Source organism: Wenyingzhuangia sp. IMCC45574, assembly GCF_054182685.1.
This window is the reverse complement of the sequence record NZ_CM135169.1, coordinates 975060-998997: the sequence shown is the minus strand read 5'-3', so window position 1 is coordinate 998997 and position 23938 is coordinate 975060. Positions and strand designations below refer to the sequence as shown.

Here is a 23938-nt window from a genome sequence, read left to right as displayed (position 1 = left end):
AAAAAAATAACATGTATATAATTACCCGTAATAAATTAGCATCTGTTGTATTGTTAATACTGTTTTTTGTCTCGTGTTCTACAATTCACAATTGTATTTCACCACAGGAGTTAACGGTAAGCGAGCAGTTTAAAAATCCAATAGGTTTTTATGATGCTACACCTTCTTTTTCTTGGAAACTCCCTGAAAATAAAAATCTTAAAAAGCAAACAGCTTATGCAATTGTTGTAGCTTCTAAACCAGAACTATTACCCAATAATGCTGATTTATGGGAAAGTGGAAAGGTTGAAAGTGATCAAACTTTATTTGTGAAATACAAAGGGAAAAAACTCTCTTCGCGACAAAAAGTGTACTGGCAGTTAAAATTTTGGGATCAAGATAAAAAAGCATCTAGTTGGAGTAAGCTAGCCAATTTTGAGATAGGGTTACTAAATAACAACGACTGGCAAGCTAAATGGATTAGTTTACCAAAAGCGTACAAAGCAAAAGCCCCCAAAACCAACAAAAGAACTTATAAAGTTCAGTATTTGAGAAAAGGTTTTTTTGTGAAGTCTAATATAGAGACTGCTAGGTTGTACATTACAGCTAAGGGACTTTTTAAGGCCGAAATAAATGGTAAAAAGGTAGGAGATGATGTAATGACTCCAGGATGGACTCCCTACAATAAGCGAATAGAAACGCTAACATACAATGTAACAAATCATTTACAGAAAGGAGCTAACGCTATTGGAGTTACTTTGGCAGAGGGTTGGTATGCAGGTAGATTAATGCTTAGAGGGTATCCAAAGGTATCGCCTAAATTAATGTGTCAGTTAGAAGTAAAATATGCCAATGGAAATGTTGAGACCTTTACAACCGATGATAGTTGGAGAGCTAGCCAAGAAGGGCCAATTGTTTATGCCGGAATATATGATGGTGAACAATATGATGCACGAAAAGAAGAGATAGCATGGTCGTTAACATCGTTTGATGATGCAAATTGGCAAAAGGTAGTTGCAGAAGATATAGATCCAGAGGTAAGCTTAACACCTAAGCGACACAATACCGTTAAATCTATAGAAGAGTTAACACCAGTTACGATTACCAAAATAGATAAAGGTGTGGTAATTTTTGATATGGGTCAAAACATGGTGGGAGTGCCCCGCATTAAAGTACCAATGCATAAAGATGAAACCTTAAAAATCCGTTTTGCAGAAATGCTTCAGAAAGATGGGAGTATGTATACTAAGAATTACAGAGGTGCAGTTTCAAAAGATTTTTATACAGCTAAGGAAGATGGACAAATTGAGTATCAACCAACATTTACCTTTCATGGTTTTAGATATGTGGAATTAAGTGGTTTTGATACAAGTGTTACTCCAGATAAATCGTGGGTGACAGGTATTGTTCAGCATTCTAATTATAATTTAAATGTTGAGTTTCGTTCGTCACACAAAAAACTTAACCAATTACAAAGTAATATTATTTGGGGGGTAAGAGGTAATACATTAGATATACCAACAGATTGCCCTCAAAGAGACGAAAGGGCTGGTTGGACAGGTGATGCACAGGTAATTGCTCCAACTTCATTTTTTTTAGGGGATGTTCATTCTTTTTGGATGAGTTGGTTGCAGAGTGTACGCGAGGATCAAGATAAAGATGGTGCGGTTCCTGTAATGGTTCCTTCTTTAGGAGGTAGACTCAGGGCTGGTGCTGGTTGGAGCGATGCTATTACTATTATTCCTTGGGAAACTTATCAACGTACTGGTGATATAGGTGTGTTAGAGGAGAACTATGCAAGTATGAAAAAGTGGGTGTCATTTTATCAATCAAAAGCCAAAAACCATAGCGTTAAAATGTTTACACATGGAGATTGGTTACAACCTTATTCTACACACAAAAAGGATGAACGATTTGGTGTGACTTCTAATAAGTTAATTGTTACTGCTCATTATGCCCATTCTGTTGCTTTAACTTCTCAGGCTGCAAGAGTATTGGGATTTTATTCCGAAGCCAAAGAATACGAACTTCTATTTAAAGAGATTCGAAATGTGTTTCAAGAACGTTTTTTTAATACCCAGGGGAGAGTTATTGAAGGTCCAGAAACCCAAACAGCTTATTTATTAGCCTTAGCATTTGACTTGCTAGATAAGGAAGTAGCGCAGAAGGCTATACCACACTTGTTAGAACAAATAAAACTAACAGACAATCATTTGCGTACTGGGTTTTTAGGCACCCCTTTATTGCCTTTAGTACTCGATAAAATTGGCGAGACCGACTTGATGTATAAAATCTTATTTAAAGAAACATACCCGTCTTGGTTCTATTCTATTAATCAAGGTGCAACGACCATGTGGGAGCGTTGGAATAGCTATACTCACAAAGATGGTTTTAACAAAGGAGGTATGAATTCTTTTAATCATTATGCATACGGAGCTATAGGACGTTGGATGTACGAACGTATTGCTGGTATTAAACCTCTAAAGGTAGGCTATAAAGAAATAGAAATTGCTCCTATTCCAGGTGGTCCTTTAACGTCTGCTTTTGCTACCTACAATTCTCCTTATGGTAAAGTAAGTTCTAGTTGGAAACTAGTAGGTAAGCAATTTAAGTTAGATGTAATTGTACCTCCAAATACTAGAGCTCAAGTTTCAGTACCAGGAAATACACAAGAAAGTATTATGGTGAATGGAGTAGAGTTTAAAGAGAGTTTAGATATAAAATTACTAGGCAAAACTAAAAAAACGTTTGTTTTTAAGGTAAACCCAGGAACTTATTCATTTGATACTAATTATTAAACAAAACAGTATTTAACGAAAAATAACACAAGAATTATGAACAAGTTGCTACTAGTATTTTTTACACTTAATTTTTCCTTTGCATTTTCCAATAATTGGAACGATAATGCACAATGGATTTGGCAAAAAGAAGACGGGCCATCTAATACTTGGATGAGTTTTAGAAAAACAGTTACATTAGATGAAGTACCCGAAAAGGTAGAGGCATTAATAGCTGTAGATAGTAAATTTTGGCTATGGATTAATGGAGAAATGGTGCTGTTTGAAGGTGGCTTATCACGAGGTCCAAGCCAGGCAGGAGAATGGAATAGAAAAGAAAAAATTACACCAGCAAATTCTTGGTTCGATACTGTAAATATTCAGCCGTATCTAAAAAAAGGAAAAAATACAATTGCAATTTTAGCTTGGTATTGGGGGAGAGAATCACACAAAGGAACCCATATTGATAGCGGAAAAGGAGGTTTATTATTTTCTGTAGATATAGGTAATCAACACGTTGTATCTGATGCATCTTGGAAAGCATTGCAGCACCCTGGGTACGATAATACGATAGCACCAGCTAGTAAAGCAATAATACAATATAGCGTGCTGTTTGATGCGCAAAAATCTATGGGAGATTGGTCTGATGAAGCTTGGTATCAAAATAATTATAATGATGAAAATTGGCCAAAAGCTATCGAAAAAGGAAAACTGGGAATTGCTCCTTGGTACAATGTAAAATCAAATATAGTTCCACATTTAGTAAATCATGGTTTAAAGAATTACGAAAATCATGATGCTTTAAATTTTCCTTTAGTAAGTAGCGGAAAAACGATTAAGGCAAGATTGCCTTTCAATAAACAAATTACTCCATATTTAGAAATTGAAGCGAAAGCAGGTGATACTATTTTCATAACTACAGATAATAGATTGAATAGAATTCACGCGACATATATAACCAAAGAAGGGAAACAGTCTTTTGAGAGTTTTTCTTGGATGAACGGTAATGAGATACATTACACTATTCCTAAAGGAGTTAAAGTAATAGCCTTGAAATATAGATGGATGAGTGTTGGTAAAATGGCAGGTAAGTTTGAAATGGATGATCCTTTTTATCAGCGTTTATGGTGGATGGGTAATAATACATTATTTGTATGTGCTAGAGATAACTTTATGGACTGCCCGGATAGAGAACGAGCTTTGTGGATTGGTGACGTTGCTGATCAAGTAGGTTATTTGTTTTACTCGATGGATAATGCGGGTCGTCAATTGTTAAAAAAAGCTATTTTACAGACCACAGCATTTAGTGAAAATGGAGTTATGGGAGCTTTAGGGCCGTTAAGAGTTAGAGAACTAGTTTCTCAAAGCTTACAATTTATCGCTCAGGGAATTTGGCCATACTATTTGAATACCGGAGATAAAGAAACCTTAGAAAAAGCATATCCGTTTGTGTATGATTATTTAGCATTATTTCCAATGCAAGAAAATGGATTGCCAGAATACCGTAAGGGTAAAAGTCCTGATTCTTGGAATTGGGTAGATTGGGGAGTTAAAAATAGTATTGATGAGAAACCTATACAAGCTGCATTTTATTATTTAGCCTTAAAAGAAGCTAAGAAAATGGCAGAAGTGTTGTCTAAAAAAGAAGATGTTAAATGGTATGATGATAGAATGAAAATGATGAAGCCTGCATTTGATAAAATGTTTTGGAAAGATGGTTTTTACAGTTCTAATTTAGATAAGTTTAAAGATGATAGAGCAAATGCTATTGCTATAGTATCAGGAATTTCAAAACCTGAATATTACAATAAAATTGTAGATAATGTTTTAATTCCAAACCGTTTTTCTAGCCCTCATTTCGAATGGATCGCAGAAGATGCCATGTGTATTGCTGGAAGGTACAAGGCTTCTTTAGAAAGAATGAAAGATCAATACCAAAGTCAGGTAGATAAAAAATCGATGTCTACCTTATATGAAATGTTTCCGAAAGGAGGTAGTTACAATCATGCATGGAATGCCCCAAACACAATTTTATCTAAACACATTGCAGGTGTAAGGCCGACAAAAGTAGCTTGGAGTGAATTTGAAATTATGCCTGCTTTGGTTCAGCTTAAAAAAATTAAGAAAATCATACCTACTGTTAAAGGATATATTGATATTGAAATAAACGTTAACGATTCAGAGTATCAGCTAAGTTTAAATTCGCCTGAAGGAACAGAAGCGATCATCGGAATTCCTAAAACAGAAAAAACAATTGAAAAGGTTTTTGTAAACGGAAAATGTGTGTGGAGTAAAGGTAAAATGAAAAAGAAAACCAAAGGTATTCAGTTTATAGAAGAAGATAAAAGGTATTTAAAATTTAAAATTGGTTTTGGAGCTTCAGAAATAAAAGCTGTTTATAAAAACTGTTGAATTTAAGAGTGGTTCGTGTTTGTTAATAGATGGTTTGGTTATCAAATAAAATAACGAAAAAATAAGTATTGAATATGTTTCACAAGAAATTAATTGGTAACAAAAGTAGAAGAATGGTAAGTAAAACTATTCTTGTAGTGTTGTTGTTTAGTTTGTATGTATCAGCTTTACAAGCTCAAAATATGTCATTGGAACAGGGTTTTAAAAATCCTCCATCAAATGCAAAGCCACAGACCATTTGGTTTTGGATTAATGGTAATGTAACGAAAACTGGGATAACTGCAGATTTAGAAGCCATGAAGAATGTGGGTATCCAAGGAGCGATTGTATTTAATGTTAGCTTGGGAAACCCTATGGGAGTTGCTCCTTATTTGGGGCCAGAGTGGTTGGAGTATTTTAATTATGCTGCATTAGAAGCACAACGTCTTGGATTTGAACTTGGTTTTCATAACGGAGCAGGTTGGTCATCATCTGGAGGGCCTTCTATTACTCCTGAATATGCAATGCAAGAACTTGTTTATACCAAGACTGTACATAAGGGGGGGAAACTGTTTAAAGCAAGGTTAGAGCAACCAAAAACTAAATTAGGATATTATAAAGATATTGCCATATTGGCTTTTCCAAAACCTAAGAGCGATGTTCGTATTTCTGAATTAGAAATAAAAACACTTTCTCATAAAGTTCGTAGTCATTTAGACCCTGATAACAAGCATGTTTCTGATTTAGCAGTAGTGAAAAAACAGGATATTATTGATTTAAGTGCTAAGTTAAACAGCAATGGAGTTTTAGAGTGGAATGCTCCAGCGGGAGACTGGGTTATTTTAAGAATTGGACATACACCAACAGGTGAAATGAATCGTTTTCCTAGTGACGGAGGTCGTGGTTTAGAGTGTGATAAAATGAACAAACAAGCAGTTGATGTATTTTGGAAAGGTAGCATAAACCCTATTCTAAAAAAGTTAAACACGTTAGTAGGTACTACGGTTAAAAGATGTCATATAGATAGTTACGAAGTTGGTACGACCAATTGGACTTCTAATTTTGCGACAGAATTTAAGAACCTTCGTTCTTATGACTGTCATTTGTATTTGCCTACATTGGCAGGTTTTTATGTAGAAAGCGGGGAAGAAACGGAGCGATTTCTTTGGGATTTCCGTCGTACGATAGGTGATTTAATTGCTGAAAATTATTACGGACGTTTTGCGGAGCTAAGTCATAAAAATAACATGCTACTTTCTATAGAACCCTACTGGGGACCTTTTGACAATATGCAAATTGGGGAAAAAGCAGATAGGGTTATGTCTGAATTTTGGAGCGGAAGCCTTGCCTTTTTTGACTCCCCTAAATTTGTGGCTTCTATTGCAAAATTAAACGGAGATTCAATTGCCGAAGCAGAGTCTTTTACAGGAATGGGAGGTTGGGATCAGCATCCAAGTACACTTAAAGCTATGGGAGACTTAGCTTGGGCACAAGGAATCAATCGTTTTGTTTTTCATTCCTATGTACATCAGCCATGGAATGTGGGGCCAGGTTTAACATTGCAACTTTTTGGAACTGATTTTAACCGTTTGAATACGTGGTGGAATCAAGGTAAACCTTTTGTGTCTTATATTAGTAGGGGACAGTTTTTATTACAACAAGGTACTTCTGTGGCAGATGTTTTAGTATTCACAGGAGAAGCATCTCCTAATGATGCTCTTTTAATGCCCGCAATAAAAGCATTAGGCTACGATTATGATGTAATTGGAGGGAATAAAATAAATTCGTTAACAGTAAAGGAAGGCTTAGTTTGTACTTCGGTAGGACAAAAATACCAGGCATTGGTTTTACCTCCAACAGATTGGATGACCCCCGAAATACTTTCTAAAATTAAAGAATTAGCTAGCCAAGGAGCGCAAATTATAGGAACTAAGCCTAAAAGGTCTCCAAGTATTAAGAAGTATCCAATTTGTGATAAGCAAGTAGAACAGTTGGCTATAAATTTATGGGATACGAAAGTTATAAAAGAAAAATCAATTTTAAATTTCTTAAAAAAAGGAACATTAGCTCCAGATTTTTCAGTTGAAAATGGAAGTAATCACCAAGTAGATTTTATTCATAGAAAAACAGGAGAAAGTGATATTTATTTTGTGGTAAATTCTCAGAGAGAAAGTAAAAAGTTAGCCTGTCGTTTTAGAGTTACAGGAAAACAACCTGAACTTTGGAATGCAGAAACAGGAAAAATTACAAATGCTTCTATATGGAAAAATAATGGAGATGGTACTACAACTGTTTCTATTCCTTTTACTTCACAAGGTTCTGTTTTTGTCGTATTTAAAAAGTCTATAGCTACAGAAGAACATCTTGTAAATGCATCTTTTTTAGTTGAAAAACCAGTAGTAAAAGCGTTGCCTAATTTGCAAATTATAAAAGCTGAGTATGGAACGTTTTTACCCGATGGTTTGGTTGATGTAACAGATGTAGTGGTACAAAGTATTAAAAACAATAATTTACATGTGCACGCTACTCGTAGTCTTTGTTCTGGAGATCCTGCTCCTGGTTACAAAAAGGAATTACGAGTTCAATACAAAATAGGAGAAGAGGTGTTTCTGAAGAACGCTATGGAAAAAGAATGGCTAGATATAAATACTTTAAATACAGGAAAGTTAAAGGTGTTAAAGGCAGTCTTTGGAAAGTTTGCTGCAGGGGTAAATGGAATTCCTCCAAACAAACCAATTTATGATGTTACAGATAAGATAAAATCAATGGTTGCTGCTGGAAAATATGAAATTCTAGTAAACGATCTTTTTTCTAAAGATAATGACCATAAGTATAAAAGAGCTTTGCATGTAATTTACACAACCAACAACGAAAAACAAAAAGTTTCAGTTTCAGATGGAAGTATGCTAAGGCTTACACAAGACATTCCTACCTCCAAATTGACATTTAAAAATGACAAACTAAATTGGGTAACTCCCTATGCAGGTGAAATTAGATATGAATTGTCTACTGGAGAAACAAAAATATCTAAAGTAAAGTCAGTACCAAAACCTATTGATATTACTGGGAGTTGGGATGTGAGTTTTCCTCTAAAAGATAAAACTAATTTAGAGAAAACATTTCCTAGTTTAACATCATGGTCCAATGCAAAAGAAAAGGATATTCGTTATTTTTCTGGAACAGCCATTTATAAAAAAGAGTTTCAAATAGCTTCACCTTTACTTAAGTCTGGTTATTCTTTAGAGTTAGATTTAGGTAACGTTAAGGAAATTGCTGAGGTAATCCTGAATGGAAAAAAAATAGGGATATTATGGAGACCTCCTTTTAAAATTAATATTGATGAAGCTGTGGTAAAAGGAACTAATACGCTTGAAGTAAAAGTAACGAATCTTTGGCCTAATAGATTAATTGGAGATGAACAATTACCGTTGGATTATAAGCGTAGGGGGCCACATATAAAAGAATGGCCAGAATGGCTTTTAAATAAAACCAAACGCCCAACGGATCGAGTAACTTTAGCTGCTTTTAAACATTGGCATAAAGATTCAAAATTACTTCCATCAGGTTTGTTAGGTCCGGTTAAAATTGTTGTTTCTAAATTGAAAGTCCTGTAAGAGTTCTATACAACCGGAAAAAGGCGAAAATATAAGTGTAAGTCTTTTAATAAAATCTAAAATAATATATGAAACGAATACTGTCTTTGTTGCTATTAATAACCGTAGCATGTACCAAATCAGAAGATACTACGGCTCCAAACATTATTATTATAAATGTTGATGATATGGGGTGGAAGGATGTTGGTTTTATGGGAAGTGAATATTATGAAACTCCCAATATAGATTATTTATCTAGTTTAGGAATGGTGTTTACCAATGGCTACGCATCTGCTTCTAATTGTGCACCTAGTAGGGCCAGTTTAATGACAGGGCAATGGACACCACGTCATGGTGTTTACACCGTAAGTCCTTCTACCAGAGGTAAATCTGAGGATAGAAAAATAATTCCTATAAAAAATACGCATACCTTATCTCCAAAACATCTTATTTTACCAAAGGTGTTACATAAGAATGGTTACACTACCTGTCATGCAGGAAAGTGGCATTTAAGTGACAATCCTTTAGATTATGGTTTTGATGTAAATATTGGAGGGAGTCATGCGGGGTTACCTAGAAGTTATTATCCACCTTATAAAAATGTTAAAATTGAAAAAGGGAATAGCCAATATTTAACAGATTTGGTCATGGAAAAGGCTATAAAGTTTGTAGATACAGTTCAAAAACCATTTTATTTAAATTATTCACCTTATGCAGTACATGTGCCAATAATGGCTGTAGATAGCATTGTGCCTAAATATGAAAAAAAGTTGCCATGGCAAGGTCAGGGTAATGTTAAATATGCTTCTATGGTAGATAATTTAGATAGAAATATAGGCTTACTTATTAATAAATTAAAACAAAGAGGACTGTTTAAAAATACACTGATTGTTTTTACTTCGGACAATGGAGGTTTGTATGGAATAACCAAACAAAAACCATTAAGAGCAGGGAAAGGAAGTTATTATGAAGGTGGTATTAGAGAACCTTTTTTCTTTGTGCTAAAAGATAAAATTAAAGCAAATACTAAAAGTGATGTTCCTATAACAAACTTAGATATTTTTCCAACAGTGTTAAAATATGCAGGAATAGATGCAAACACACTAGATTTAGATGGAGTTAATTTAGCACCTATTTTAGAAGAAGAAGTTGTTTTAGAGCGTTCTTTATTTTGGCATTTTCCTATTTATTTAGAAGCTTATAACGTAAATGATAATGAAAACAGAGATCCATTGTTTAGAACTAGACCAGGGTCTGTTGTAAGAAATGGAGACTGGAAACTGCACTATTATTTTGAGGATGATGCTGTTGAATTGTATAATTTATCAGAAGATATTGGTGAAAGGCACAATTTGGCAACGCTACATCCCCAAAAAGTAGCAGCGTTAAAAATGTTATTAAAGAAATGGTGGAAAGATACAAATGCCCCAATTCCAACAGCTAAAAACCCTGAGTATATTAATAAAATAGAATAAGATAGATTTAAAAATTATGTAAGCAATATTAGATGTATTATTTATTAAATATAGATTTTGCTTAAGAGTCTCTTCTATAAATATATCATCATTCTTGTGTTTATGGACATTATAACGACTTTTATTAGTACAGTAATAGATTGAATACATATAGTACAGTATAGTAACACTTTAATTTTACTGTAGTTTTAGCATACCTAGAACTTAAAACTAGCTATTTGTATATAATGGTTCTTAAAGTTTTGTAACCAATAGATTTATTTGTTCTAGGGAATAAAATTAGAGTTTAAAGAATACTAAGATGAAAAAAACATTCGTTTACGTAAGCGCTTTGCTTACTGTTTTATGCAGTTGTAAATCAAAAGAAAACAACGAACAGCAAAAAGTAGAAAAACAGGTACATGTAGGTAGTTGGGGAGATCAGGGAGATGGTACTTATGTAAACCCTATACTAAATGCAGATTATCCAGATAATGATATAGAACAAGTAGGAGATACTTATTATATGATTACTTCTAAGCAACATATATCACCCGGAATGCCAATTTTAGAGTCTAAAGATTTGGTGAATTGGACAAATGTAGGGCATGTATTTGGTAGTTTATCTTGGGCTAAGGAGTATGAATGGGATAGAATGAATGGTTATTCTTTTGGTGTATGGGCTGGAGATTTAGCCTATCATGATAATACTTGGTTTTGTTACCAGGTAGATTTTCAGCATGGATTAATGGTAACTACTGCTAAAGATATTAAGGGGCCATGGTCCAAACCAAAGATTATGTTACCTAAAGCCAAAGTGTTAGACGATCCTGCTGTTTATTGGGATGAAGAAGCTCATAAAGCGTATGTAATAGTTAACACGGCTGGTAAACAAAAACAAGCAAGTAATACTATTGAGGGGAATGAAAATAGAATTTACGAAATGAGTTGGGATGGAACTGAAATTCTAGATGAAGGAAAATTGGTTTATACTGGAATGGGAGCAGAAGCAGCAAAGATTTACAAAATTGATAATACTTGGTATATCTTTTTGGCACAATGGACCATTGGAGATAAGTCTACAAAGCCTGGGGTTAAAAATCCAAAAAATGATAGAAAACAAATTGTACTTAGGTCTAAAGAAAGTATTTATGGACCTTATGAAGTAAAAACAGTTTTAGAAAAAGGAACTGTTTTTAATAATAGAAGTGCCAGTCAGGGAGCGTTGGTTCAGACAGCAGATAAATCGTGGTGGTACATGCACCAATTAATTCAGAATGATGACATTCCTTTTCAGGGAAGACCACAATGTTTAGAACCTGTAAATTGGGTAGATGGTTGGCCAATTATTGGAGTAGACGAAGACAATGATGGAATTGGTGAACCTGTAAAAAGATATAAAAAACCTATAAGTGGATATCCGGTTGCTGCACCTGCATCGGATGATGATTTTTCGAGTGCTAAATTAGGGCTTCAGTGGGGGTGGAATCACAATCCAAGAAATACACATTGGTCTTTAACAGAAAGAACAGGATGGTTGCGTTTAAAAGCAAGTAAAGTGTTGCCAAACGAGAAAAATTATGGGCCAAAGGTAAACGAGTGGACCAATGATAGTGGTTCCTCTTCGGATTTTTGGAGAGCTTGTAATACAATTAGCCAACGTATGATGGGGATAACTACTGGTACAGCAGTTGCAAAATTTGATATTTCTGGAATGCAACCACATCAATTGGCAGGATTTGTAAGGTACGGAGGAGTGTACAATTTATTAGGTGCACAAATGGATGAAAATAACGATAAGTTTTTGTTTTATATGAATCATTTGGGAGAAGTAACTAGAGGTCCAAAACTAATAGGAAATGAGTTGTATGTAAGAACAAACAATAAAGTGAACAAAGCTACTTATGAATATAGTTTTGATGGAACAGATTACAAAAGGTTTGGTCCCGAATTTACAATAGAGTTTGGAAAGTGGACAGGAGATCGATTAGGTTTCTTTTCTTGGAACGAAAAAGAAGATGGAGGTTATATAGATGTAGATTGGTTTACTTACGACTACGATGGGCCTAAGTCTAGCAAGAATTAAAACGTGTACTATAGGCACTAAGGTGTGCTATATTGATTGTACAGTGTTTTATTTTTAAAATTTAGCTTTTTTTTAATGTATATGCCATAAGTGTATTTTCATTAAAAAGAAGCTTTTTTTGTGGGCTATGTCATTAAAAATAAATAACTAAGATACTATTGTTATCAATACAGTACAGGCTACTTTTTTTAGATAATTAATAGATTTTTGGATTATTTAATCCTAATGATAGCATAAATTTCATGTGTAAAGTGAATAAAACATTACTACTGTATTTATTTCTCCCTTTTTTGTTTGTACAATGTTCTAGTAATGTAGACTCGGTAGACGACCCAATAATAGACAATACTCCTGATGAGGATTTGGCAGTAGACGTAAACAAGTTGGTAACGATTACTGCAGATAACCAGGAGGGTGATTTTTATAATTTTTGGTCTACAAGACCTATGGTAAACCAAACGAGGTTTTTAAGTTCTAATTTTGTAAATACGTTAGATCCTATAAAAAATTATGTAAAGAGTTACAATCTAGTAAGAGTGTTAGGAGGTAGAACCGATAATAAGAATACTTTTTATTTAGGGGTTGATGGAGATGGAAAAATAAGAACCAATTTTTCTGGATTGCTATCTAGTATGAGAGCTTTTATGAATACAGGATTTAAACCAAGAATTGTGTTAGATAATGTTCCTTGGGAAATGACTGCCGATAAAGTTATAGATACTTATGGAAATTCTAAACCAGCAGACAATTATGATATTTGGAGGCAATATATTAATGCTTTTTTAACGACTTTAATTAATGAATTTGGCATAGAGGAGGTAAAAACATGGAGGTTTAGAGTAGCAACGGAACCAAATTATGTGCCTCATCATTGGAATGGAACCCAAGAACAATTTTTTAGGCATTACGATATAACTGTAGATGAGGTTTTAAAAGTAATACCAGATGCTATTATAGGGCCAGGGAATTTGTTAACCGAAAATGCAGCCAAATGGAAAACCGAAATTATAGATCACTGTGCAAATGGAGTAAATTATGCCACAGGAGGTAGAGGTACAAGAATGAGTTTCTTTTGTCTTTCGTATTACGAAAAAATAGATCAGAATAGAGTGCATTTTAAGGATGTAGTAACAGAATATAGAAACAAACTAAATAGTTATCCTCAGTTTAGAAATATTCCTTTCGATATTCAGGAGTTTGGAATACTTAGAGGAGACAATGGAATAAGAGGTCAAAGTTTAAGTGATGCTACAGAGTATGGGGCTAGTTGGTATGCAACTATTGCCGATTTAGCGTTTCAATATAAAATTACAGAAATATACGATTGGGGACAAGAGTCTGAAGGCTTGGCTTCTGGTAGGAGAAATGTTACAGAAATGTTTTTAAAGCTAGAAAATGGAGAAAGATTAAAAGCGGTAAAACCTACAGCAAGTGTTACCAATAACAATTATTATGGGGTAATTCCAGTTCGTAAAGAGGGAAAGTATTATGCGTTGATATACAATCACAATACAGCTAGAGCAAACAGTACCGGTAGAGTTGTTTTTCCTAGATTTAAAGGAGGAGACTTTAGTACAGTAGAAAAATGGAAGATGAACCAATGGACGGTAGATAAAACCAATGGTGTTTTTATGAATGAACTTTATAAAGATGTAAAAGCTGCAGGTATTGGAGTTAAGAACGGACGTATTTATGGTAATAGAGTAGACGATTATTTTCAAGAAGGATGGAAGAATGTCTTTACTACAAATAAAAGTAAATACAGTCAATTGGCGGTGTTACCTCAAACTATTAAAGATTCAATTATTAGTACCAGTAATAACGAATTGACTTTAAAAGTGGATATGAAATCAAATAGTGTAAAATTAATAGAACTAGTTCCCGTAAATAATTAAAAATAAAATGAGAAAATCAATTTTCCAGTTTCTTCTTATCACAGTTGTAACATTGCTTATTTCGTGTCATACGAACAATACGACTAATGTTTCAAATAAGTTATCAGAAATTAAGTTCGAAAAATTATTATGTGATTCCAAAGAGAATCCAACATTAATAAACACCATTAGCCCTAACTTTTCGTGGGTTATAAATGCAGATGGATATCATAAGAGTCAGTCCTCTTACCAGCTTATTGTAGCTTCTACAATAGATCTTTTAAATGAGGCTAATGCAGATTTATGGAATTCTAAAAAGGTAAGCTCTTCTAAGTCTACTTATATAAAATATGCTGGTTTAGGTTTACAGGCAGAAAAAGAATATTGGTGGAAAGTTAAGATCTGGGATGAGTCTGGAAATACATCAGAATGGAGTAAACCGCAGTCTTTTAAAACCGGTTTGTTAGCAGAAGTAAATTGGAGCAAAGCCAAATGGATTGCTTTAAGTAAAGACGATAGAGTATCAGAGCATAGTTATCGTTCTTATAAAACAGGAAGAATGAAAAAGGGGGTACCTGTTAAAGGGCAGTCTGCAGCTTATTTTAGAAATACGATTAAAGTAGGTAAAAAAATAAAAAAGGCAACGGTTTATGTTTGTGGATTGGGTTATTATGAACTGTATTTAAATGGACAAAAAGTAGAAGATCATGTTTTAGATCCTGCACCTTCTAACTACGATAAGCAATCGTATTATGTAGATTATAATGTACTTGAACATTTAAAATTGGGGGTGAATTCTATTGGTGTAATTGTAGGGAATGGTTTTTATGGTCAAGATATTTCTTGGAAAAGAGATCCAGAGGCAAGCAGAGATATGTCTTATGGGACTCCTGCTGTTAGATTAAAGTTAAAGGTAGAATACAACGATTCTTCTACAGAAGAATTTGTAACAAACGAAGCGTGGAAAGAGTCTACGGGACCAATAGTTTTTAACAATATTTATGGAGGAGATACTTATGATGCTCGTTACGAATTGGGGAATTGGACGACTCCTGAATTTGATGATGCTACATGGAGAAATGCAAAGGTTGTATATCCTAAAGTAACCAAGTTAAGTGGTCAGCAAATACCAGCTATAAAGAAATTAAAAGAATTTACACCTAAGAGAATTTTTAAAGGACCTACTGGGAATTGGATTGTAGATTTTGGACAAAATATTGCTGGTTGGGTAAAAATTAAAGTGAAAGAAACCAAAGGTAAATTAATAGAGATTACTACTACAGAAGCATTAACTCAAGACGGTAAAGATATTTACCCTGGTTCTACAGGAGGTGGTGCTAATGGTATGAGACAGGTTTACAAATATGTTTGTAAAGGAGGTGCAGAGGAAGAATGGGAACCAAAATTCAGTTATCACGGATTTAGATATGCAGAAATAAAAGGTTTAACAACCAAGCCTACTGCAGCAACAATTACCTCTGTGTTGGTGGCAACGGATATACAAGAGAAAGGTAGTTTTTCTTGTTCGGAGCCTCTTTTTAATAAAATGCATGCTATAAGTAAATGGACGGTTGTAGACAATGTACATGGAATACCAGAAGATTGCCCTCATAGAGAAAAGTGTGGTTGGTTAGGAGATGCTCATGCTTTTTGTGAATACGCATTATACAATTACAATATGGAGCATTTTTATAAAAAATATATGGAGGATATTAAAACGCAAATGAGACCTGTAAAAGCTTTTAACGATCCTTTAAAAAAGTTTAACGTTCCTACTATGATTGCTCCGGGTAAGAGAACATCTAGCATTGCTAAATTGGATTGGGGAATTGCAACCATGTATTTACCGTGGTACAACTACTTGTACTACGGAGATAAAGAGATGGTAAGTAATTATTACAAGGATATGAAAGGACTAACAGATTATTACTTGTCTTTTAAAGATGCAAAAGGAATTATTCAGAATGGAATGGGAGACTGGTGTCCTCCAAGATGGGATAGAAGAAGTAATCCTAAAGCAATGGAGTGTCATCCTGTAGTATCTGCAAATGCATATTTTATTGATGTGTTGGAGGCTATGGAGGCCATTGCTAAAATTAATGGAGATGCAAAGTATGCTGATTTTTTAAACAACGAAAGAGCCGAATTAAAACAAGCTTTTAATAAAGTCTACTTAAAAGAAATTCCTAATACAACGTATAAGTGGTATGGAAGTCAAACCGCTACAGTAATGGCATTACAGTTTAATGCTGTGCCACAAGAAGAAATAGAAAATGTGGTAAATGGATTGGTGTATGATATTAATGTTGTTAAAAAGGGACATCATTCAACAGGGATTCATGGAAATAGATACATATATACAGTTTTGTCTAAATATGGAAAACCAGATTTGGCATACGATATATTAACAACACCAGAATTTCCTAGTCAGACGTATGTAATGAATTATGGTTTTACAACTTGGCCAGAGAGACAGTTTGAGTGGGAAACAATGAAAGGGTTAAGCAATTCTTTAAACCATCCTATGCATAGTGGTTTTGCAGCCTATTTTTTTGAGTGTATAGGAGGAATTAAATCATCTAAAAACAATGCTGGTTTTAAAGAGTTTAATGTAAATCCAATTTTCCCAAGTAAGGTAACAAATGCAGAAGTTGTAGTGCCTACACCATATGGAGATATAGCCAATAGTTGGGTGCTAGAAAGTAAGAGTTTTACAATGAATTTAAAAGTTCCTTTTAATACAAAGGCTAACGTTAAACTAAGTTCACAGGAGTTAAAATCTTTAAAGATTAATGGAGAGAAGTTCTCTTTAAAAGAGAATAAATACAAGGCTAAATTTTTAGATGGTAACATTGTATTGGGGTCTGGATCTTATCAAATACAATACACTAAAGATTAAATATTATGAGATTACAAAATGTAATATTCACAGAGAGACTATACAAAACTTTAATAGTCGTATTCTTCTTATTTTCAATTACTTCTTTTTCTCAAGTAGTTTTAGAAAATGAAATAAAGATAACAGATACAGCCTTGTTTTTTGATGGTTCCAAAGTACCTTTTGAAACTGAAAACATTGGTGATAGCTATGACTATTTTTTTGGGAACAAAAATACCGTACATGGAGATTGTGTAAAGTCGTACGAGCAGTTTATTTTTATGACATGGTACAGAGGAGGAAAGGAAGATAGACATGTTATGTTAACACGTTACAATACCATTACAGGTACGCAAAAAACAATTGAATTTCCTCATAGACACACTGGGTATTTAAATAAATGGTGGATTGGAGAATCTCATAATTCAATAGCTATAGGGATAAGTCCTTTAGACGGAACAATCCATATGATTTATGACATGCATGCTTACAGTAGAACTAAGCCTACGGATGGTTCTTTTTCAAACGATTATTTTAGATATAGTTTTTCTAAAAAGAATGCTGCATCAGTATCCGATGATGATTTTACATTGGATCAGTTTATTAAAAACACATCCGGAGGATACAAGCATTTGGGTTTAAATGCTGTTGAGAATTACAGTGCGTTTTCTGCACTTACTTATCCGCAATTCTTTTTAAACAATCTAGGAGATTTATTTGTTTACATAAGAGAAGGAGGAAATAATAATGGAGCGTATAAATTTTCTAAATACGATGCAGCTACTTCTACCTGGTCAGATTTTACACATTTTAATGTATTAAATGCAAAATCTAAAGGCGAAAGTTTTAACTGGGGTCTTTACGGTAATATGAAATATGTAAATGGTAAAATTAGAGTTGGATTTCAAAGAAGGTCTGCAAATAACAACGATAAATACTTGTATCAAAATGGAGTGTATTATGCGTATTCAGACGATCAGACAGGAGCAACAGATTGGAAAAATCACAAAGGAGAAACTTTTAATTTACCATTGTTAGATGCAGATAAAACAAAAGTAGTAGAGCCAGGAGATTTTGTAACGACAACAGCGCAAAATAAAGTTTACATAGTAGGTGGGTTCGATTGGACTGTTACCGAAAATGGGGATGAGCATATTATTAGTCAAGTTAGAGATAATGAAAATAATGTAACTAAAAATTTACATACCTATAGAAAAGCTGGTGCATCAGACTTTGTAACTACTTCAGAATTTTCGGGAGGATCTGAATTGTATACTTATGCAGGGAATGTTTACCTAATAGGTTTAAATAACGGATATGTATTTGTAGAAAAGGCGACTGGTGGTACCAATAATTTTTCAAGAATTTATCAAGCAACTTCAGGAAGAAGATTCAATCATGGAGTGGTGTATATTTCTAAGGGTAAATTGTACTATTACCTAATGGAAAGAGCAACTTCTGGGAGTGCAAGAGCAACTTATTTACAAGTAATAGATTTAGGGATAGATTTTGTGCCTTTTAGAACTTCCATTCAAACTCCAGTAAACGGAGCAACTTACAATGTTGGGCAAACGGTAAAAATAGAAGCAAATGCTATAGATGAAAGTGGAGGTATTTCTAAAGTAGAGTTTTTAGTAAACAATACCGTTATAGGAGAAGCCACAGCAGCTCCTTATGCTATAGATTGGTTGCCAACAACAGAAGGAGAATATACATTGCAAGTAGTTGCTTATAATAATAGCAACGAAATGTTAAGTTCTAATGAGGTAAAGGTAAATTTAGAAATAAAAGATCCTTTAGATTTAACGGGAGACGTTTACAGAATTAAAAATTATGTAACAGGTAAGTATTTACATTCCGTGGGAAGTGATGTTGTGGAGAGCTCAGATAGAGAAAATGAAGAAAGTGGTGATAAAGAATGGGAGTTTGTAACTGCAGGTGATTACTTTAATATTGAAAGTAAAAGAGGAGATAGAGGTATTCTTAGGGCTGCAGGAAACCCTGCGAATGATATAATTAATACCGGTTTTGGAGCTCCAAGAGAAGATAGTGATAAGCAGTTTGTAATTAGTTACAATAGTACGGATAAAACATACCAGTTTAAAACCAGAAACAATGCTAATTATCTATATCACAGTGCAAATGGGGTTATAGAACATATTGCTAATACAGACGATAGGTCTAAATGGATTGTTGAATCTACTACGTTGAGTAATGAAGAGATAGGTTTAGATCCTACTTTAGTCGCACTGTATCCAAACCCTGCAAGCGATACATTTACGATTGTATTAAGTAAAGGAAACAAAGCAACTGTTAGTATTACAGATGTGTTAGGTAAACAAGTATACCAGACTATTATAACATCTGGCAAAGTTAAAATTTACAATAATGGGCAGTTTAGCCCTGGTTTGTATTTGATAAAAATAGTAGATGAACATAGAACTGAATACTACTCAAAATTGGTGATTAGGTAATTTATAATGCAGCTACATTGTGTATAACAGCACAGTGCAGGATGGCATTAACTTTAATTCGCTATATGTTTGCCTATAGTTAGATTTTTTATTTGAATTACATAATAAGTTAAATGGTATGAGAAGATTGGCTTTTAAAATGAAATTAAATAAAAATCAAAAAGAGATATATAAAGAACGCCATGATAAAATTTGGCCAGAACTTACACAGCTCTTAAAGGATTGTGGTGTAAGTGAGTATTCTATCTTTTTTGATGAAGAAACAGATGTGTTGTTTGCTTTTCAAAAGGTTTCTGGTACAGGGAGTTCTCAAGATTTGTCAGAGAATAAAATTGTAAAGAAATGGTGGGATTTTATGGCCGATGTTATGGAGGTAAATGAGGATAATTCTCCAGTTTCTACCTCTTTAGAAGAGGTGTTCTATATGGCTTAGAGTTTAAGTTTGTTACTCGTCTAGAGTGATCGTTTACTATATGGTTTGGGCCTGAGATTGTAAGTTCTCAGGCCTTTTTTTATGTCTTATTTTAATCAGCACACTTCTGCAATAGAGTTCAGGACAGCTTCTAGAAAGTTATTGGTTATCTTTATTTGTACGCTTTAAATTTAAGGTTATTAGCGTTTTTTTAAATATCAAAATAGATTAAATCAATAGATATGAGGCATATATTTTTAGTACTTTCTTGTTCTTTACTGATGCATACATTTGTTTCTTCGCAAGTAATTAATCCACCCCAAGGGAGAATTGCAATTGTAGCAGATGGTAATTCTCCCGACCCAGACGATTTAGGAGGAACAGCTGTTTCTTTAGCTTTGTTAAGAGCGGTAGGCTTAGAGGCAAAGTTGGTACATTATTCTCATAGTTGCGATTTGGTAAGACCGCAAAGAATTTCTGATAAAGCCGAAAAAGAACGTCATGGACTTATGCAAAGTGCTTGTGATGTAACCGCTAGAAGGTGGGGAGGTTTTAACCATTTAACTTTTTTAGATGCCAAATGGGAAAAAGAAAAGACAATTAAAGACTTAATTACAGCCATTAACAAATCTTCTAAAAAAGATCCACTTTGGATTATAGAAGCTGGTGAGCCAGACATTATAGGCTTTGCGTTAGATGCTTCTAAAAAAAGTAAGCATAAGTATGTAAAAGTAATTACACACCATCCTGCAAACGACAATGCAGGGGATTTTTATACTTGGAAACAAATTTTAGATTTTGGTGTTGAAGAAGTAAGAATTCCAGACCAGAATATAAATCTAAAAGTTAAAATTTCTGAGTGGGATTGGGCTAGAGATCACAAAGATAAACGCATACAACAGGTATGGGTACAAGGGAAAATAGCAGAGGTAGATAATGTAGTTAAGTTCCAAAAGGGAAAATGGGATTGTTCTGATGCTGGTATGGTTTTGTATTGGATTACAGGAGCAAATGTAAATGGTGGTTTAAAAATGGGGACTGTTAAAGATGTAAAAACAATCCTCCTTAATTATGTGGAAAAGAGGTAGTGAGTATACTACTTCTTATGTTAGAAACAATTAAGAAATAATGTGTTTATCAATGTGTTATTTGTCAAATAATTAAAAATCTTCCAATACAGTTCAGGATAGCTTAATATGCTTAAATGGATATAATTGTATGTTAGATTTCGGTTCAATTTCTTTTACAATTATAAATATGAAAAATAGGTTTTTACATACTTTTTGCATCACATTTTTTTTATTGTTTTCCATTGTTTCTTGTGGTAACAAAAAACTTCAAAAACCTTGGAGCCTTACTGTTTCCGAAGGGTTTAAAAACCCATTAGGATTTTATGATTCTAAACCCACATTTTCTTGGAAATTACCTGTACAAGAGAATATAAAATCGCAGTCTTTTTATAGGGTGGTTGTAGCAAGTTCTCCTAGTCTGTTACCAGACAATGCAGATTTGTGGGATTCTAAAAAAACGCAATCATCTCAATCTATTTATATAAAGTATAAGGGCAAAGCATTACAATCTAGACAGAAGGTTTATTGGCAGGTAAAATATTGGAACGAAGATGAAAAGGCATCTGCTTGGAGTGATGTAAATAGTTTTGAGTTAGGGTTATTACAGAATTCGGATTGGAAAGCTAAATGGATTGGCTTAAACACTGCAAAAGACAGTGTAAGAGGAACAGAAAATGTTTTAATTCATAAACCTCAATACTTAAGGAAGGATTTTGAGCTTTCTAATGCGATTGCTTCAGCAAGATTATACATTACCGCTAAAGGAATTTTTGATGTATCGTTAAATGGTGAAAATGTTAGTAACGATGTTTTGTCTCCAGGTTTTACAACTTATGACAAACGTATAGAAACATTAACATACGATGTTACCAATTTATTAACTAAAGGAAAAAATGCTATAGGAGTAGAATTGGCTTCTGGTTGGTATTCTGGTAGATTGCTTTGGGGAAATACTCCTTGGGACAACACTGTTTCTCCTAAAGTTTTATGTCAATTAGAAATAATATCAAAAGATGGTTCAAAAAAAACAATCGTGTCTAATGCAGATTGGAAAGGAACGACCAATGGACCTCTTCAATTTGCAGAAATTTATGACGGAGAAGTGTATAACGCGAATTTAGAAATGGCAAACTGGACTACCTGTAATTATAACGATATAAATTGGAGGGCTGTTGAAGTACAGGAAGTTGATACTCATGTAAAACTAGAGCCAAAAAGACATGCAACAGTTAAAGAAAAAATAGCACTTACTACCAAAGAAATTTTTAAAAAGGATGGAGCAGTAATTTTCGATTTAAAACAAAACATGGTAGGAGTACCACGTATTAAGGTTCCTATGATTAAAGGAGATACTTTACGAATTAGATTTGCAGAAATGTTAGCTCCAGACGGTACATTCTACACAGAAAATTACAGGAGTGCACATTCTACAGATTACTACATTGCTTCTAAAGATGGAGAGGTAGAATACCAGCCAAAATTTACATTTCATGGTTTTAGTTTTGTGGAGTTAAAAGGGTTCGATACTTCTAAGGAGCCAACTAAAGATTGGGTAACGGGAATTGTTCAGTATTCCGATTTTGAGGATAACGGAACATTTGTTTCATCTCATAAAAAACTGAATCAGTTACAAAGTAATATTGTGTGGGGACTACGTGGGAATTTTGTAGATCTTCCTACAGATTGTCCGCAACGTGATGAGCGTTTGGGTTGGACAGGAGATGCTCAGGTATTTGGACCAACATCTATGTTTAATGCAGATGTATATAAATTTTGGGCAGGTTGGTTTCAGAGTGTTCGAGAGGCACAGTTAAAAGATGGTGCAATACCTTGGACGGTTCCTGCTACAAGAGCTAATAAAATTGCTAGTTCTGGATGGGGAGATGTTTGTACTATAATTCCTTGGGAAATTTATAAAAGAACAGGAGATATTGGTTTTTTAGAAGATAATTTCGAAATGATGAAAGCTTGGGTAGCTCATCATAAAATGAAATCTAGAAAAAACATATCTAATATGATGTCTTTTTCGGATTGGTTGCAACCTTTTCCAGAGAATGGAAAAAACACAGGAGATACTTCTAGAAAATTAATTGGAACAGCTTTTTTTGCCTATTCTGCTAAGTTAACTGCAAATACAGCCAAAGCTCTTGGTAAAACAGAAGAACAGGCTAAATATGAACTTATTTTTAAAACAGTAGCAAAAGCTTTTGATACAGAATTTTTTGATGAAACAGGAAAAATAAAAGGAGTTGCAGAAACACAAACGTCTTATTTATTGGCATTGGCTTTTGATTTGTTACCTACAGACAAGCAAACAAATGCAAAGAATAACTTGTTACGAAAGTTAGAAGAAGCAGATAATCATTTAAGAACAGGTTTCTTAGGAACTCCTTTACTATCTCTAGTTTTAGACAAAGTAGGAGAGGTAGATGTAATTTACAAGCTTTTGTTTAATGAAACATATCCGTCTTGGTTTTATTCAATTAACCAAGGAGCAACTACCATATGGGAACGATGGAATAGCTACAATAAAGAAGAAGGATATAATGCAATGAGCATGAATAGTTTAAATCACTATGCGTACGGTGCTATTGGGCAATGGATGTACGAAAGAATTGCAGGTATTTCGGCTGCAGAAGTAGGGTATAAAATCATTCAAATTGCTCCTGAGCCAAGAAAACCATTAACGTCCGCTGCTGCTAGTTTACATACACCTTACGGTAAAGTAGCTACTTCGTGGGAAATTAAGAATCAAAACTTTTACTTAAAGGTTGTAATACCGCCTAATACTACAGCAGAAATTATAATTCCTAGTCAGTTTCATAAAGAAGTAATTAGAGAAAATGGAGCAGTAGTAAAAGAGAATAAGAATATTAAAATATTAAGAAAAGAAAACAACGTAGTTAAGTTAATTGTTCAACCTGGAACTTACGAGTTCTCTATATAAACT

General features: G+C 33.9%; 11 protein-coding genes. All 11 read left to right on the top strand.

Features of this window, described 5'->3' with window-relative positions; translation table 11 throughout:
- The first annotated feature begins 11 nt into the window (after positions 1–11).
- On the top strand, positions 12–2777 hold the full coding sequence (locus tag ACXHHC_RS04300) for a family 78 glycoside hydrolase catalytic domain (protein WP_458228422.1): 2766 nt from the start codon (positions 12–14) through the stop codon (positions 2775–2777).
- Positions 2778–2813: 36 nt separating this feature from the next.
- Positions 2814–5168 (top strand): alpha-L-rhamnosidase-related protein, encoded by a 2355-nt coding sequence (locus ACXHHC_RS04295; protein ID WP_458228421.1) that lies wholly within the window; start codon positions 2814–2816, stop codon positions 5166–5168.
- A gap of 74 nt (positions 5169–5242) precedes the next feature.
- Positions 5243–8761, top strand: coding sequence for a glycosyl hydrolase (locus ACXHHC_RS04290; protein WP_458228420.1), 3519 nt, complete (start codon positions 5243–5245; stop codon positions 8759–8761).
- Positions 8762–8829: 68 nt separating this feature from the next.
- The gene (locus ACXHHC_RS04285; RefSeq protein WP_458228419.1) at positions 8830–10215 is read left to right on the top strand and encodes a sulfatase; all 1386 of its coding nucleotides are present in this window, start codon (positions 8830–8832) and stop codon (positions 10213–10215) included.
- Between the two features lie 301 nt (positions 10216–10516).
- Positions 10517–12280 (top strand): glycoside hydrolase family 43 protein, encoded by a 1764-nt coding sequence (locus ACXHHC_RS04280; protein WP_458228418.1) that lies wholly within the window; start codon positions 10517–10519, stop codon positions 12278–12280.
- A 251-nt stretch (positions 12281–12531) separates the two neighbouring features.
- Positions 12532–14175: a GH39 family glycosyl hydrolase gene (locus tag ACXHHC_RS04275; protein WP_458228417.1), complete on the top strand. Its 1644-nt coding sequence runs from the start codon at positions 12532–12534 to the stop codon at positions 14173–14175.
- Between the two features lie 7 nt (positions 14176–14182).
- Positions 14183–17053 carry a family 78 glycoside hydrolase catalytic domain gene (locus tag ACXHHC_RS04270; protein WP_458228416.1) on the top strand — a complete coding sequence of 957 codons (2871 nt, stop codon included), beginning with the start codon at positions 14183–14185 and terminating at the stop codon, positions 17051–17053.
- Positions 17054–17058: 5 nt separating this feature from the next.
- Positions 17059–19506 (top strand): BNR-4 repeat-containing protein, encoded by a 2448-nt coding sequence (locus ACXHHC_RS04265; protein WP_458228415.1) that lies wholly within the window; start codon positions 17059–17061, stop codon positions 19504–19506.
- A 118-nt stretch (positions 19507–19624) separates the two neighbouring features.
- Positions 19625–19939, top strand: coding sequence for an L-rhamnose mutarotase (gene rhaM, locus ACXHHC_RS04260; protein ID WP_458228414.1), 315 nt, complete (start codon positions 19625–19627; stop codon positions 19937–19939).
- A 221-nt stretch (positions 19940–20160) separates the two neighbouring features.
- On the top strand, positions 20161–21006 hold the full coding sequence (locus tag ACXHHC_RS04255; protein ID WP_458228413.1) for a hypothetical protein: 846 nt from the start codon (positions 20161–20163) through the stop codon (positions 21004–21006).
- A gap of 169 nt (positions 21007–21175) precedes the next feature.
- Positions 21176–23935, top strand: a complete 2760-nt coding sequence (locus tag ACXHHC_RS04250; protein ID WP_458228412.1) for a family 78 glycoside hydrolase catalytic domain — start codon at positions 21176–21178, stop codon at positions 23933–23935.
- Positions 23936–23938: the final 3 nt, after the last annotated feature.